This is a genomic window from Escherichia sp. MOD1-EC5189, from assembly GCF_002966045.1.
In the GTDB taxonomy this organism is placed as follows: domain Bacteria; phylum Pseudomonadota; class Gammaproteobacteria; order Enterobacterales; family Enterobacteriaceae; genus Escherichia; species Escherichia coli_F.
Genome location: NZ_PTRX01000026.1, coordinates 1 through 15,753, shown reverse-complemented (window position 1 = coordinate 15,753; position 15,753 = coordinate 1). Strand labels below are relative to the sequence as shown.

At 49.2% G+C, this 15,753-nt stretch carries 14 protein-coding genes and 1 pseudogene; 4 read left to right on the top strand and 11 right to left on the bottom strand.

Annotated features, from left to right (window positions below; genetic code table 11):
• Positions 1 to 53: 53 nt before the first annotated feature.
• The 5 genes from yidZ to tnaC all read right to left on the bottom strand — a co-directional run bounded on the left by yidZ (position 54) and on the right by tnaC (position 5,345).
• Positions 54 to 1,013: an HTH-type transcriptional regulator YidZ gene (yidZ, locus tag ATB02_RS19500; protein ID WP_105272118.1), complete on the bottom strand. Its 960-nt coding sequence runs from the start codon at positions 1,011 to 1,013 to the stop codon at positions 54 to 56.
• On the bottom strand, positions 988 to 2,163 hold the full coding sequence (gene mdtL / locus ATB02_RS19495) for a multidrug efflux MFS transporter MdtL (protein WP_105272117.1): 1,176 nt from the start codon (positions 2,161 to 2,163) through the stop codon (positions 988 to 990). The genes yidZ and mdtL overlap by 26 nt, the downstream gene beginning before the upstream one ends.
• A 132-nt stretch (positions 2,164 to 2,295) precedes the next feature.
• On the bottom strand, positions 2,296 to 3,543 hold the full coding sequence (tnaB, locus tag ATB02_RS19490; RefSeq protein WP_000131914.1) for a low affinity tryptophan permease TnaB: 1,248 nt from the start codon (positions 3,541 to 3,543) through the stop codon (positions 2,296 to 2,298).
• Positions 3,544 to 3,634: 91 nt separating this feature from the next.
• On the bottom strand, positions 3,635 to 5,050 hold the full coding sequence (gene tnaA, locus ATB02_RS19485) for a tryptophanase (RefSeq protein WP_015953902.1): 1,416 nt from the start codon (positions 5,048 to 5,050) through the stop codon (positions 3,635 to 3,637).
• A 220-nt stretch (positions 5,051 to 5,270) separates the two neighbouring features.
• Positions 5,271 to 5,345, bottom strand: coding sequence for a tryptophanase leader peptide (gene tnaC / locus ATB02_RS19480; RefSeq protein WP_001364348.1), 75 nt, complete (start codon positions 5,343 to 5,345; stop codon positions 5,271 to 5,273).
• A gap of 400 nt (positions 5,346 to 5,745) precedes the next feature.
• On the opposite strand from tnaC, the pseudogene ATB02_RS19475 reads away from it, so the two are divergent.
• A pseudogene (locus ATB02_RS19475) lies at positions 5,746 to 7,916 on the top strand (ShET2/EspL2 family type III secretion system effector toxin).
• Positions 7,917 to 8,063: 147 nt separating this feature from the next.
• Here the strand turns inward: ATB02_RS19475 and mnmE are convergent.
• The 6 genes from mnmE to ATB02_RS26205 all read right to left on the bottom strand — a co-directional run bounded on the left by mnmE (position 8,064) and on the right by ATB02_RS26205 (position 12,230).
• The gene (gene mnmE / locus ATB02_RS19470; protein ID WP_001282361.1) at positions 8,064 to 9,428 is read right to left on the bottom strand and encodes a tRNA uridine-5-carboxymethylaminomethyl(34) synthesis GTPase MnmE; all 1,365 of its coding nucleotides are present in this window, start codon (positions 9,426 to 9,428) and stop codon (positions 8,064 to 8,066) included.
• A gap of 105 nt (positions 9,429 to 9,533) precedes the next feature.
• Positions 9,534 to 11,180: a membrane protein insertase YidC gene (gene yidC / locus ATB02_RS19465; RefSeq protein ID WP_000378258.1), complete on the bottom strand. Its 1,647-nt coding sequence runs from the start codon at positions 11,178 to 11,180 to the stop codon at positions 9,534 to 9,536.
• 2 nt (positions 11,181 to 11,182) lie between these two features.
• Positions 11,183 to 11,440 (bottom strand): membrane protein insertion efficiency factor YidD, encoded by a 258-nt coding sequence (yidD, locus tag ATB02_RS19460; RefSeq protein ID WP_001307474.1) that lies wholly within the window; start codon positions 11,438 to 11,440, stop codon positions 11,183 to 11,185.
• Positions 11,404 to 11,763, bottom strand: coding sequence for a ribonuclease P protein component (rnpA, locus tag ATB02_RS19455; protein WP_000239730.1), 360 nt, complete (start codon positions 11,761 to 11,763; stop codon positions 11,404 to 11,406). Before rnpA ends, yidD begins: the two co-directional genes overlap by 37 nt.
• Positions 11,764 to 11,779: 16 nt before the next feature.
• On the bottom strand, positions 11,780 to 11,920 hold the full coding sequence (gene rpmH / locus ATB02_RS19450; protein ID WP_000831330.1) for a 50S ribosomal protein L34: 141 nt from the start codon (positions 11,918 to 11,920) through the stop codon (positions 11,780 to 11,782).
• A gap of 229 nt (positions 11,921 to 12,149) precedes the next feature.
• The gene (locus ATB02_RS26205; protein ID WP_122134670.1) at positions 12,150 to 12,230 is read right to left on the bottom strand and encodes a hypothetical protein; all 81 of its coding nucleotides are present in this window, start codon (positions 12,228 to 12,230) and stop codon (positions 12,150 to 12,152) included.
• Between the two features lie 296 nt (positions 12,231 to 12,526).
• Here ATB02_RS26205 and dnaA point away from each other — a divergent pair, with 296 nt between their 5' ends.
• The 3 genes from dnaA to recF form a co-directional block, all read left to right on the top strand.
• Positions 12,527 to 13,930, top strand: a complete 1,404-nt coding sequence (dnaA, locus tag ATB02_RS19440; RefSeq protein WP_000059102.1) for a chromosomal replication initiator protein DnaA — start codon at positions 12,527 to 12,529, stop codon at positions 13,928 to 13,930.
• 4 nt (positions 13,931 to 13,934) lie between these two features.
• Positions 13,935 to 15,035, top strand: coding sequence for a DNA polymerase III subunit beta (dnaN, locus tag ATB02_RS19435; protein WP_000673464.1), 1,101 nt, complete (start codon positions 13,935 to 13,937; stop codon positions 15,033 to 15,035).
• The coding region (recF, locus tag ATB02_RS19430) for a DNA replication/repair protein RecF (RefSeq protein WP_105272116.1) at positions 15,035 to 15,753 on the top strand (719 nt) is incomplete at its 3' end. The genes dnaN and recF, both read left to right, overlap by 1 nt.

The window sequence follows — 15,753 nt, the reverse complement described above, 5'->3', positions numbered from 1 at the left end:
TACAACTATTTTACATTTTATTGTGAAATAGGGTTGCGTTTCATACGATTCGGTTATGCCATCGACGCGTAAAGATTTTTAATGGTTTCCCGTAACCAGACGATCTTCGGATTATGGCTGTTCCGTTTATGCCACAGTAGGGTAAAAGGGACTTCCAACTTTTTTTGCTGGCTTTCGTCAAACGGGAGAGGTAGAGCAACTAACGGCAGTTGGTGGAGTTGATTGTAGTACTGACAGTAGCGTGGTGCGGTCGCCAGTAGCAGATTGTCGGGCTGCGCTGCCATAAACAGTGACTGCTCGAATTCCGGCAAACTCATAGCAATCGTGCGTTCGCGCCCCAGCTCCTGTAACACATTGTCCAGCGCCCAGGTATCGCTCTGTTCCCAGCAAATGCTGATATGTGGGTAACGTAAAAAGGTATCCAGATCCCACGCTTCATGCAGTGCTGGATGATCTTTGCGCAACCAGACGCAGGGCACATCACTAAACAGTACTTCATAATCAATGGCTAATGGCAGCGAACTTAGCAGCTCCCGCGAACGGGGATGGCTTTCGCGACCGGAAAAACCAATATCCACTTCGCCACGGGTAATCGCATCCAGTGAATCATAATCCCAGTTGCGCAATTTGATCGTCGCCTGGGGGTAACGCTGGTAGATCTGCTTAGTCAGCGTATTGAACATGATCATCATCAGCGGCGATTCCGCCGCCAGTTCAAACTTAAGACCGCGCGGCGTTTGGTGGTGCGGTTTATCCAGCAGCAGATTGCTCATTTGCATCCACTCCGCCAGATTTTGCTCCATGCTGACCATTAGCGGTGTGGGCGACAGGCCCAGCGGTGAGTTCACAAAGAGCGGGTCGTCAAACCACGCTCTTAACTTTGCCAGCGACTTACTCACCGCCGAAGGTGTCACGTTCATCCGCTTCGCCGCTTTGGTTACGCTGCGCTCCTGCATCAGCAGTTGCAGACAGAGCAGCAGATTGAGATCAAGCGTGGTGATGGATTTCTTCATGAGCGGCAACCGGGCGTCCAGGCGCGACGAACATAATCAGCAACAGGCTCACTATGCTACAGGCAATCAGAATCCCGATCAGCATATTCCATGCGCCGATACCAACCACCGCTGCCAGCCAAATCCACAGTGACGATCCGCAAACTTGCGCAATACCTAAGGTCGAGCTGGCTACGCCCGCGCGTAATGAAAACGGCCCTAACGCCTGACTCATCGCTACGCCAAAACCTACCGAGAAACCGGAGCAAATCAGCGTGATACCAAACAGAGAAACCGCATGGGAAGGTGAAACGGCAAGAGTGATACCTGCCGCCAGAAATAACACCTGTGAGGTGATCATCAACGTACGTGGCTTAAAGATCCCCAGTGCAAATGGCGTGGAGAATGAAACGGTCATGCTGACTCCTGCGGTCAACGCCATTATGGTGGCGTATTCTCCGCGCTCAAAACCCATGATTTCCATCAGCAATGCCGGCGACGTATTCACGAAGGTGAGGATCACCGAAACGCTGAGGGTGGTGATAACAACACGGCTGAGGAAAAACCGGTTAAGCAGCGACTCGCTATTTTCTCGTGGTTTGTCAGAAGCTGCGGGGGCGGCAGGGCGCGTTTCTTTTAAAATAAACAAAGACAACATCAGTACTGCGATGCCCATCGTTGCCATCGTCCAGAACAGACTCTGCCACGGGAATTTAAGCATAATCAGGTGTCCGAGCACTGGCGCTAACACCGGAATGATGCAGGTAATACCGTTGAGTAACGACAGCACTTTTGCCCGACGTCGATCATCCAGTGTGTCACGTAAAATGGCGAACGCCACCACGTAACAACAGCCTGCGCCCAGCCCCTGTAGAAATCGTCCTGCAAGAAATAACGTGCTGGTTTCAGCCAGTGAACAAAACACCGAGGCAATAATAAATAGCGCCGCGCCGGGTATGGCGACAGGCTTTCTCCCTGAACGATCGGCCACTTTACCGGCAAATAACATCGCTGCCGCCATACCTGCCAGATAAACGGAAAACGCAATATGCAACTGCGCTTCGCTGGCATTGAGATCGGCGGCGATGCGCGGTAAACCAACGAGGTACATATCAATCCCTGCGGGATAAAGTAAAACCAGGGCAAAACTACAAATCAAAAAGCGGGACATGGGCTAAAGCGTCCTGATAGTAAGGTGACGCAAAGCATACGTGGTGAAGCAGAATCAGGCGAGTTGCCATTTGGACATAAGTGATTTCCTGACAGGCAAGAAGCCAGCTATTTCGCTGGCTTCTTGAACGGATTAGCCAAATTTAGGTAACACATTAAAGACGTTACCGAACCAGCATAAAATTACGGTTATACCAAAGAGAATGACAATCGCCGGAATAAGATTGCCGCCCCAGACCGTGAACATCTGGTTGGGAAACTTCTTGCGAGCTTTGATTGCCAGCACCGCGGGGATAATGACTGCCCAGATGGTGGCGCACAACCCGGCACCGCCGATCCCGTAAATAAAGCCGTTTGGGAAGACGAGATATAACAAAGCAGGTGGCAGGAAGGTTAACAGCACGGTTTTGAAACGCCCGCCGTGGGAGTTATCAATCTTAAACAGATCCGCCAGATAATCGAACAACCCCAGCGTGACACCAAAGAACGAACTGGCGACAGCTAAGTTAGAGAACACCAGCAGGCAAAACTCGATAATGCCGTGCTGTTTGGTGCCGAGGAACGATTTCACCAGCGAATCAACGTTGCCGCCTGAAGAGATAATCGCCTTAAAGCTTTCTCGCGGAATATTCCCCATCGTGCAATAGAGCCAGAAGAGATAAATCACCAGCGCCAGCAGCGAACCAAAAACCACACTTTTGATTAGCTTATCTTTGCGTTTGCCATAGCAAATAATCAGGCTGGGAATATTGCCGTGGAAACCAAATGACGCCAGACACACCGGCAAAGCCATAAAGATATACGGGAAGTAAGACGTTCCCGCAGTGGTGCTGGTGGCATCGCGCAGAATGGAGTAATCGACCTGGAAGAAGAAAGAACCAAACACGATCACAAAGGAGATAATCTTCAGCCCGAGGAACAACGAGGTAATACGGCTGGCGGCTAACGAGCTTATCCACAATACGCTGGCAACGAAAATGGCTGTGCAGATCCCGACAATACGTGGATTAGCGTGATAACCCAAATTCATTGATATCGTTTCACTAATGATCGCACCATTAGCAGAGATATAGGCATAAGTGAGGATATAGAGAACGAAGGCAACGGTAATACCGCTGATAATGTTCCAGGTGTTACCGATTAAATCTTTGGTGATGGTGTTAAAACTGGAGCCGACGGGATAATTTAAATTTGCTTCTAATAATAATAACCCGGAATGAAGCATCGAAAACCAGGCAATGATAAGGATAAAGGCACCCCAGAAAAACCAGGCACCGGCAAGATCAACAGGTAAAGCAAACATACCTCCACCGATTACTGTACCTGCTATAACCATAACACCCCAAAATGCAGAGTGCTTTTTTTCAGCTTGATCAGTCATGATGCCACCTTTAGAGGAAGGCTATTTTTGTTATTGAAGATGTAGGGAGTTAGAGTGGCTAACATCCTTATAGCCACTCTGAATGTATTAATTAAACTTCTTTCAGTTTTGCGGTGAAGTGACGCAATACTTTTGGCTCATAGGTAAAGGTTAAACCTTTAATATTCGCCGCGTTCTCTTTCACATGTTTGAAGGCTTCAATAATGAAGTCCATATGTGTTTGAGTATATGTTGCGCGCGGAATGGTTAAACGCAGCAGTTCAGCCGGGCATGGCAGTTGTTTACCGGTTTTCGGATCGCGGCCTAACAGGAAAGAGCCAATTTCTACCGCACGGATACCGGCGACTTTATACAGCTCGCAGGCCAGCGCCTGTGCCGGGAACTGATCTGCCGGGATATGCGGCAACAGTTTACCTGCATCAACGAATGCCGCGTGACCGCCCGCCTGCTGGCAGACAACGCCAATCTCTTCCAGACCATCGACCAGATACTGTACCTGCGCGATACGATAAGCCAGCCAGTCCAGATTCATGCCGTCATACAGACCTACCGCCAGACGCTCCATCGCACCGCCTTCCAGGCCGCCATATGTCGGGAAGCCTTCCTGTACCACGCAAAGGGTTCTGCACTCGGTGTACACATCAAACAAGCTGTCGTCTTTCACGCACAGCAGACCGCCCATCGGCACCATCGCATCTTTCTTGGCGGACATCGCCAGCATATCGGCATATTTGTAGGTTTCGCGGGTGATCTGCTCGATGGTCCAGTCTTTGTATTCTGCTTCACGTTGCTTGATGAAATAGGCGTTTTCGGCAAAGCGTGCGGAGTCCATGACCACCGGAATATCGTATTTCTTCGCTATGCTGTACATCGCTTTTAAGTTTGCCAGTGAAACCGGCTGACCACCTGCAGAGTTACTGGTGATGGTTGCAACGATATACGGCACGTTATTCGGGCCAACTTCTTCAATACCGCGTTCTAATCCCTCAAGGTCAAAGTTGCCTTTAAAGTCGTAACGCACGCCCGTATCGAAGGCTTCTTTGATATAGACGTTACGCACGGTACAGCCGTTAATCTGGCTATGGCCCTGCGTGGTATCAAAGAAATAGTTAGAGAACGCCACCATTTTGCTGCGATCCAGGCCCTTTTCCTGCTCGCGTTTTTTAATCAGAACAGGAATATAGATTTGCTCTGCACCACGGCCCTGGTGAGTCGGAATAGTGTATTGATAACCAAAGATATTTTTCACTGATTCGGCTAACGCATAGTAGCTGCGGCTGCCGCTGTAGGCTTCGTCGCCGCGCATCATCGCGGCCTGCATACTCTGCGTCACTGCCCCGGTGCCGCTGTCGGTCAGTAAATCGATAAACACATCTTCACTATCCAGCAGGAACGGGTTCATACCGGATTTAATAATTGCCTCTTCACGGTAAGCGCGAGTCGTACGTTTTACAGGCTCAATAACACGAATGCGGAATGGTTCAGGGAGATGTTTAAAGTTTTCCATTACATAATCCTTCATTTATTTTAATTACAGTGATCCCTGTGAATATGATATTTGCAATATCTATTAATTCGCCAGTTATATATGCCAAGACCATCATTTACTAAAACAAGTAAATAAATGAGAGACAGCCTTTGCAAAAGGCAAAATTAAGATATAGCAAACAAATAGATCACATTGAATCTAATCGGTTTGGCTTTGGTGATGGTTACAGAAGGGCAAATCAAGGGCGGTGATCGACAATCTTGTTGTCAATATTGAACCATTTTGAGGTCACACATATATGTAAGATATTCATAATGCACTTATCCTCGAAAGACACGAGGCTACAGTATAATACTCAAGAAATTTGTCTATGCTGAAATTGTTTAAATGTGAATCGAATCACAATTAGTTATTGGCTGTGTTTGTGGGAGCTGGCGCATACGGAATATTAACATAAATCCGTGGGTGGATAATTTTTTAATTTTTATCATTATTGTTGAAGGTGATGGCATTGATTATAGGGATACCATTACAAGGAGCTTTTTCCCACGTTGACGTGTCGCGGTTTACTCACCTCATTACCAGGTCGATGACCTTATAGGGAAATGACGTAAAAAGACGAATAACTCTATAAATGAGCGAAATTTGATAGTTGATATTTAAATAGTAACCTTATTATTACTACAACTTTCATATGAATGAGGAGAAAGAAAATGGTTGATAACGTAACTGTTAGCAGAGTATGTGTACAATCTTCTTCTTTCATACCTGATTTGGATGGAGGAAAAAATAAAACTCAATTAATCGTTGACGATATAGTGTCGTATCTTAAAAATCCTTCAGTTTATTCACTTGAAAAAGCGGGTTCATTAAGTGATTTTGTTAATAATAGCAGTGAGATTGAACCATGGGTTTTTATCGGTGGTGGACTTATTATTATTGTCTCCACATCTGAGCAAGACCCTGAAAGTATGATTGTAACTGTGGGGGATGCTGAAGGAAAGTATGCTACACAGATTTTTGTACCGCCTGCGCTTACAACATCCCTCAAAGATATTTTTATTCGCTCTCATACGAACGCAGATGATGAGAGTTTTACTAAAGAGCAGAAAAAAGCTAATAGTAAATATGATATTGTAGATTATAACTGTAAGGTTTATTTTAATGAAAAACCAGAAGATTTAGTCGTGTGCAGGCATATTTCTCTGCAGTATTGTATAGATTCAATGAATGAAAATACAGGTAAAGTTCCATTGAAGGAATGCTATTCAACTCCAGAAGGGATACAGCAACATTTTCCATACGAGCTTGATCAGCAATTTGATAATCTAATAAACAATCCACCACCAGGTACATGCGTCGTTGCTAGTGACAAGTTCGGGGAGATATTATCTGTCTTCTTTCACAGAATGGAAAAAGAGAAGTTAACGCATATGGCGGCAATCGTTAAATCTCAAAAACACGCTATGGCCGTCCGCTTGAGGATAAAACAAACGCCTGCCGGAGAAACTGAATATGTTGTATCCTTTTATGATCCTAATGCAACCAATACTGCAGTACGCTATAAAGCAAAAAACTGTGATTCTTTTGGGTCATTACAATCATTTATAAATATTGAGTTGGCGAATATAAAATGGGTAAAAACAGAGATTTGCTCCGAGTGTGTAGGCATAATTCCTTATCTCCCTCGAGAGCAGGCCCATTTATTAAGTGGTATAGAAAATGAATTGCAACCACCATTATCACCATCAGCATTATATCTATTAATGCAAATGGGGACGTATGAAAATATTGTTCTTTTTTTCGATAAGTTAAGAAATTCCCAAGAAATGACAGTATCAAAGGTTCTTGAGATTCTTGCTGCTAAAGGACCAGGGGGAACATATGGGTTATATATGTCACTGCAACACGATAATCTTAATAAGATTAATGAATATATAACAAATTTAAAAGAGTTGGCCCGAAAATTTAACTTTAGCCGGGAAGACCTGGAAACTCTACTCCTTGCGAAAGATAACCGTGGTGTGAGCGCGATTTCTGTAGCGTTATCAAAAAATAAAAAAGAAAGTGTCAAGGCATTGTTCTTGGCGATAGATGACTTTGAGAAAGAGTTTGGGGTAAATAAAAATGAAATACTTCTTAATATAGGAAAAAAATATGCTCAACTTATGATTTAAATAGCGCTATTAAAACCAATAATTATAATGTTGTTAATATATTGCTCGCCAATATAAAAGCTAAAATGTTTAAAAATGAAATAAATAAAGAAGATATATTGAAACTGATGGCTGCAAGAGAAAAATGGACGGGGGAGTCAGACAAATGGACGAAGGCATCAGGCTTATATTCTGCGATAGTGAAAGGGTATACGGAGATTGTTGCCGCCTGGATGGAGACAGCTGATGTGATAGCCAGCCATTATGAAAATGATAAAGATGTGGTGAGCGAACTACTGTCGCTGAGCAGAAATAATGCCGTCTGCTCTTTGCATATTGCAAGCTTTAAGAAAATGAGTAAACAGGTCATTGACGTATATCTGAATGCGGCGATTCGCCTGGCGTTGCAACACGGATTCACTTTCGATGAAATTGTGGAGCAGTTTACCCGTGACTTTGATGGCAAGCCATTCTCTCATGTGGTAAATAACGGGGATGATATACATATGGGACTCTGGCTGAAAATATTCAAAATTGTGGTTGGTGAAAATGAAAATTACCTTAAAGATGTGATGATGCAGCTGGAAGAAAAGAATAATGAAGGTAAATCTGTAATAAGTCAGGCAAATGGCAATCCTGTACTTAAAGAACTATTCTGGAAAGCAGTAGACGAATTTAACTTTCCGCAAGAGGAGCTTAATAGGTTAAAGCAATATCGTTCTCTGTAAAGACAGGACTGCAAGGTGTTTAAAGTCGCTCCAGCCAGTAGCAAATGCAGTTTTGGTGCAGGATGTTCATAAAAAACAAGCGCTGTTCCGTTCTAATAGTTAGTTTCCCCAGAACGGAACAGTGCCCTTTATATCAATTTAGACGACTCACTTACCAATACAGAAGCTGGAGAAAATCCGCCCCAGTAGGTCGTCTGAAGTAAATTCCCCGGTGATCTCGCTTAAGTTCTGCTGCGCCAGGCGCAACTCTTCCGCCAGCAGTTCACCCGCCCAGGCACCTAACAGTTGCGCTTTACCCTGTTGCAGGTGCTCTGCCGCCTGTTCCAGTGCCTGTAGGTGACGACGACGCGCCAGGAAGCCGCCTTCCATGTTGGTGTCAAAGCCCATGCTCTGTTTGAGATGGTTACGCAGCACGTCCACACCTTCACCAGTCCTTGCAGAGAGACGAATTAACGCGTGACCGTTCACTTCGCTCATCCCCAACGTTTCGCCGGTGATATCGGCTTTATTGCGTACCACGGTGATCGGCAGTTTCGCTGGCAGACGGGCGATAAACTCCGGCCAGATCTCTGCTGGATCAACGGCATCCGTGGTGGTGCCATCAACCATAAACAGCACACGGTCGGCCTGTTCAATTTCCTGCCATGCGCGCTCGATACCAATACGCTCCACTTCGTCACTGGCTTCGCGTAATCCGGCGGTATCGATGATATGCAGCGGCATTCCGTCAATGTGGATATGCTCACGCAGTACGTCACGCGTGGTTCCGGCGATATCAGTCACGATTGCCGCTTCACGGCCCGCCAGCGCGTTCAGTAGGCTTGATTTACCGGCGTTTGGACGCCCGGCAATGACGACTTTCATCCCTTCGCGCAACAAGCTGCCCTGACGAGCCTCGGCGCGTACTGCGTCGAGATCGGCAATCACGTCATTGAGCTGGGCTTCAATTTTGCCGTCGGAGAGGAAATCGATCTCTTCATCGGGGAAATCAATTGCCGCTTCGACGTAAATGCGCAAGTGGGTGAGGGCTTCCACCAGATGGTTAACCCGTGCGGAGAACGCGCCTTGTAGCGAGTTTAGCGCTGAGCGCGCCGCCTGTTCCGAGCTGGCGTCGATAAGGTCTGCAATCGCTTCGGCCTGGGCTAAGTCGAGTTTATCGTTAAGAAACGCGCGTTCGGAAAACTCACCAGGACGGGCAATCCGCAGGCCGGGAATAGTCAGAATGCGTTTTAACAGCAGGTCGAGGATCACCGGACCGCCATGGCCTTGCAGTTCCAGCACATCTTCGCCGGTGAACGAGTTCGGGCCAGGGAACCATAGCGCAATCCCCTGATCGAGCACGCTGCCATCGGCGTCTTTAAACGGAAGATAATCGGCGTAGCGCGGCTTAGGCAGTTTACCCAGCACGGTTTCGGCAACCTCACGGGCTTTGAGGCCGGAGATGCGCAGGATGCCAACGCCGCCACGTCCCGGAGGCGTGGCCTGGGCTACGATAGTGTCATTATCGCTCATGATGTTCCTGTTGCTTTGTGTGGCGGATGCGCGGTGCTTATCCACCCTACGAAAAGAAAAAAGGCGGTCAACTGACCGCCCTTATTTTAGCGAAAACTCACCGAATCAGGATTTTTTCTTCTCGCGGCTATGCAGGCCACGTTTTTCCAGACCACGGTAAATCAGCTGCTGCTGAATAATGGTAACCAGGTTGCTGACGATATAGTACAGCACCAGACCTGACGGGAACCACAGGAAGAACACGGTGAAGATGACCGGCATAAAGGTCATGATCTTCTGCTGCATCGGGTCGGTCACAGTGGTCGGCGACATCTTCTGAATGAAGAACATCGTTACGCCCATCAGGATCGGCAGGATGTAGTACGGGTCCTGTGCTGACAGGTCGTGGATCCACAGTGCAAACGGTGCCTGACGCAGTTCAACGGAACCCATCAGCATGTAGTACAACGCCAGGAAGATTGGCATCTGGATCAGCAGCGGGAAGCAGCCGCCCAGCGGGTTAACCTTCTCAGCTTTGTACAGCGCCATCATTTCCTGGCTGATACGCTGTTTGTCATCGCCCAGACGCTCACGCATTGCCTGAATCTTCGGCTGCAGCATACGCATCTTCGCCATGGAGGTGTACTGCGCTTTGGTCAGCGGGTACATGATGCCACGAACGATAAAGGTGATGATGATAATGGAGAAGCCCCAGTTACCCACAAAGCTATGGATCCATTTCAGCAGTTTGAACAGCGGCTGAGAGATGAACCACAACCAACCGTAATCAACGGTCAGATCCAGGTGCGGAGCAACTGCTGCCATTTTGTCCTGGATTTCCGGGCCAACCCACAGGGTGCTGTTCATTGCGCCAGTCTGACCAGGCTGAACCAGTACCGGCTGAGATTTATAGCCGATAGCGGCGATGCCGTTACCCAGATTAGCGGTGTAGAAGTTGTTGGTACCGTCGTTATGCGGGATCCACGCAGTCGCGAAATACTGTTGCAGCATCGCCACCCAACCACCTTTCGAAGAGATGTTCAGGTTTTCGTTATCGGCAATGGTATCGAACTTATATTTCTCGTACTTCTCGTCAGGCGTGGAGTACGCCGCGCCACGGAAGGTGTGCAGTGCGAAGTTGCTGCTTCCGGTGTCGAGATGCGGTGGCAGTGTAATGGATTGCTTCAACTGACCAAAGGTGGAGATCTCCAGCGGTTTCTCGCCAGCGTTCTGCACGTTGTAGTTGACGTTGACAGCGTAATCACCACGTTTCAGGACAAACGTTTTGGTAAACGTGTTGCCTGCCGCGTCGGTATACGTCATCGGCACCTGCAGTTCGTTTTGACCTTCAGCCAGCACATAAGCGTCTTTTTCAACGTTATACAGCGGACGCGGGCCGTTAGCCGGATTATCCGGGCCATCACGACCGGTCAGACCGCTCTGTGCCTGATAAATAAACTGCGGTGAAGTTTCCAGCAGCTGGAACGGCTGGGTAGAGTTCAGCTCTTTCGGGTAAGCAGGCAGCAGAGCTTGCTCAACATCACCACCACGGGTGTTGATGGTCAGATCAAGCACGTCGGTCTTAACCGAGATCAGTTTCCCCTGGCCACTGGCCGGTACGCCCTGGTCGGCGGCGCTACCCGCTGCGGTGGTCGTTGTCTGCGTGGTCTGTTGGGCCTGAGGTTGCGGGTTTTTATCCTGCTCCCAGGCTTGCCAGATCATGAAAGACACGAACAGCAAAGCGATGACTAAAAGATTGCGTTGCGAATCCATCGTTAGTGTTCTCTGGTATCAAATGGTCCGGGCGGGACGGGATCGTCACCACCAGGGTGTAAAGGGTGGCATTTTAATACGCGTTTCACCGTCAACCAACTGCCTTTTATCACTCCAAACCTGCGCAATGCCTCAATTCCGTAGCTTGAACAGGTTGGAGTGAAACGACAATGCGGCCCGAGTAGCGGACTAATCAGGCGTTGATAGACCCGAATGAGGGCTATCAGGACCCGCGAGCCAGGCGACAGTGGCGGCGCCATAATTTTTCCAACGCTTCCGAGAGAGCACGGTTATCGAGGTCGGCAACCCCTTTTTTCGCCACCACCACGAAATCCATAGCCGGGAGTTCATGTTGGCGCAGACGGAAGCTTTCACGCGTCAGACGTTTAATCCGATTGCGTTCATGGGCGCGTCGAACGTTTTTCTTGGCGACTGTAAGACCGATACGGGGATGCCCCAGCGAATTCAGGCGGCCGAGAATGGTAATTTGCGGCGTGCCAGCCCGTTGTGGCTGCTGGAAGACGAATGTGAATTGACTGGGAGTTAACAAGCGTAACTCCCTGGGAAATGCGAGCTTAACCACTCAGGGGTTAGCTTTATTACTTAGAAACGGTCAGACGAGCGCGGCCTTTAGCACGACGACGTGCCAGAACCTGACGACCATTTTTAGTAGCCATACGAGCACGGAAGCCGTGAGAACGGTTGCGCTTCAGTACAGACGGTTGAAAAGTGCGTTTCATGGCGATTTCTACCTAAACTTGAATAAATTCAATGGCTTTATTGGATATCCGCCGAAAAATGAAACGATGGACACCGAAGCCATGGGTGATTAAAGAGGCCGGATTGTAATAATTGTACACTCCGGAGTCAATTCTCTTTCCTTATTTACCGCGCTTTTCCGCACCTTTTCGCAGGGAAAACGTACGGCCTCACACCAGTGAAAACCAGCATGGCGCGCCGGGTGGAGGATTATACGGGCTGACGGGTAAAGCGCAAGGATCGTCCTGGATCTTTATTAGATCGATTAAGCCAATTTTTGTCTATGGTCATTAAATTTTCCAATATGCGGCGTAAATCGTGCCCGCCTCGCGGCAGGATCGTTTACACTTAGCGAGTTCTGGATCATCCTGTGGATAAATCGGGAAAATCTGTGAGAAACAGAAGATCTCTTGCGCAGTTTAGGCTATGATCCGCGGTCCCGATCGTTTAGCAGGATCTTGATCGGGCATATAACCGCAGACAGCGGTTCGTGCGTCACCCTCAAGCAGGGTCTTTTCGACGTACGTCAACAATCATGAATGTTTCAGCCTTAGTCATTATCGACTTTTGTTCGAGTGGAGTCCGCCGTGTCACTTTCGCTTTGGCAGCAGTGTCTTGCCCGATTGCAGGATGAGTTACCAGCCACAGAATTCAGTATGTGGATACGCCCATTGCAGGCGGAACTGAGCGATAACACGCTGGCCCTGTACGCGCCAAACCGTTTTGTCCTCGATTGGGTACGGGACAAGTACCTTAATAATATCAATGGACTGCTAACCAGTTTCTGCGGAGCGGATGCCCCACAGCTGCGTTTTGAAGTCGGCACCAAACCGGTGACACAAACGCCACAAGCGGCAGTGACGAGCAACGTCGCGGCCCCAGCACAGGTGGCGCATGCGCAGCCGCAACGTGTTGCGCCTTCTACGCGTTCCGGTTGGGATAACGTCCCGGCTCCGGCAGAACCGACCTATCGTTCTAACGTAAACGTCAAACACACGTTTGATAACTTCGTTGAAGGTAAATCTAACCAACTGGCGCGCGCGGCGGCTCGTCAGGTGGCTGATAACCCTGGCGGTGCCTATAACCCGTTGTTCCTTTATGGCGGCACGGGTCTGGGTAAAACTCACCTGCTGCATGCGGTGGGTAACGGCATTATGGCGCGTAAGCCGAATGCCAAAGTGGTTTATATGCACTCCGAGCGCTTTGTTCAGGATATGGTTAAAGCCCTGCAAAACAACGCAATCGAAGAGTTTAAACGCTACTACCGTTCCGTAGATGCACTACTGATCGACGATATTCAGTTTTTTGCTAATAAAGAACGATCTCAGGAAGAGTTTTTCCACACCTTCAACGCCCTGCTGGAAGGTAACCAGCAGATCATTCTCACCTCGGATCGCTATCCGAAAGAGATCAACGGCGTTGAGGATCGTCTGAAATCCCGCTTCGGTTGGGGACTGACTGTGGCGATCGAACCGCCAGAGTTAGAAACCCGCGTGGCGATCCTGATGAAAAAGGCCGACGAAAACGACATTCGTTTGCCGGGCGAAGTGGCGTTCTTTATCGCCAAGCGTCTACGCTCTAACGTACGTGAGCTGGAAGGGGCGTTGAACCGCGTCATTGCTAACGCTAACTTTACCGGACGGGCGATCACCATCGACTTCGTGCGTGAGGCGCTGCGCGACTTGCTGGCATTGCAGGAAAAACTGGTCACCATCGACAATATTCAGAAGACGGTGGCAGAGTACTACAAGATCAAAGTTGCGGATCTCCTTTCCAAGCGTCGATCCCGCTCGGTGGCGCGTCCACGCCAGATGGCGATGGCGCTGGCGAAAGAGTTGACTAACCACAGTCTGCCGGAGATTGGCGATGCGTTTGGTGGTCGTGACCACACAACGGTGCTTCATGCTTGCCGGAAGATCGAGCAGTTGCGTGAAGAGAGCCACGATATCAAAGAAGATTTTTCAAATTTAATCAGAACATTGTCATCGTAAACCTATGAAATTTACCGTAGAACGTGAGCATTTATTAAAACCGCTACAACAGGTGAGCGGTCCGTTAGGTGGTCGTCCTACGCTACCGATTCTCGGTAATCTGCTGTTACAGGTTGCTGACGGTACGTTGTCGCTGACCGGTACCGATCTCGAGATGGAAATGGTGGCACGTGTTGCGCTGGTTCAGCCGCACGAACCAGGGGCGACGACCGTTCCGGCGCGCAAATTCTTTGATATCTGCCGTGGTCTGCCTGAAGGCGCGGAAATTGCCGTGCAACTGGAAGGTGAGCGGATGCTGGTGCGTTCCGGGCGTAGCCGTTTTTCGCTTTCCACCCTGCCAGCAGCAGATTTCCCGAACCTCGATGACTGGCAGAGCGAAGTCGAATTTACCCTGCCGCAGGCGACGATGAAGCGTCTGATTGAAGCGACTCAGTTTTCGATGGCGCATCAGGATGTTCGCTATTACTTAAACGGTATGCTGTTCGAAACCGAAGGTGAAGAACTGCGCACCGTGGCGACCGACGGTCACCGTCTGGCGGTCTGTTCCATGCCAATTGGTCAGTCTTTGCCAAGCCATTCGGTGATCGTGCCGCGTAAAGGTGTGATTGAACTGATGCGTATGCTCGACGGCGGCGACAATCCGCTGCGCGTGCAGATTGGCAGCAACAACATTCGCGCCCACGTTGGCGACTTTATCTTCACCTCCAAACTGGTGGATGGTCGCTTCCCGGATTATCGCCGCGTTCTGCCGAAGAACCCGGACAAACATCTGGAAGCAGGCTGCGATCTGCTCAAGCAGGCGTTTGCCCGTGCAGCGATCCTCTCCAACGAGAAATTCCGCGGCGTGCGTCTGTATGTCAGCGAAAATCAGCTGAAAATCACCGCCAATAACCCGGAACAGGAAGAAGCGGAAGAGATCCTCGACGTTACCTATAGCGGTGCGGAGATGGAAATTGGCTTCAACGTCAGCTATGTACTGGATGTTCTGAACGCGCTGAAATGCGAAAACGTGCGCATGATGCTGACCGATTCGGTTTCCAGTGTGCAGATTGAAGATGCCGCATCACAGTCGGCTGCCTATGTTGTCATGCCAATGAGACTGTAATGTCCCTCACCCGCTTGTTGATCCGCGATTTCCGCAACATTGAAACCGCGGATCTCGCTTTATCTCCCGGCTTTAACTTTCTGGTTGGTGCCAACGGCAGTGGCAAAACCAGCGTGCTGGAAGCCATCTATACGCTCGGCCACGGTCGGGCGTTTCGCAGTTTGCAGATTGGTCGTGTTATTCGCCACGAGCAGGAGGCGTTTATTCTCCATGGGCGTTTACAGGGCGAAGAGCGCGAGACGGCGATTGGCCTAACCAAAGATAAACAGGGCGACAGCAAAGTCCGCATCGACGGTACTGACGGGCATAAGGTCGCCGAGCTGGCGCACCTGATGCCGATGCAACTGATAACGCCAGAAGGGTTTACTTTACTCAACGGCGGCCCCAAATACAGAAGAGCTTTCCTCGACTGGGGATGCTTTCACAACGAACCCGGATTTTTCACCGCCTGGAGCAATCTCAAGCGATTACTCAAGCAGCGCAATGCGGCACTGCGCCAGGTGACTCGTTATGAACAGCTACGCCCGTGGGACAAAGAACTGATCCCGCTGGCAGAACAAATCAGTACCTGGCGCGCCGAGTACAGCGCCGGTATCGCCGCTGATATGGCCGATACCTGTAAGCAATTTCTCCCGGAGTTTACTCTGACTTTCTCTTTTCAGCGCGGCTGGGAGAAAGAGACAGAATATGCTGAGGTGCTGGAACGTAATTTTGAACG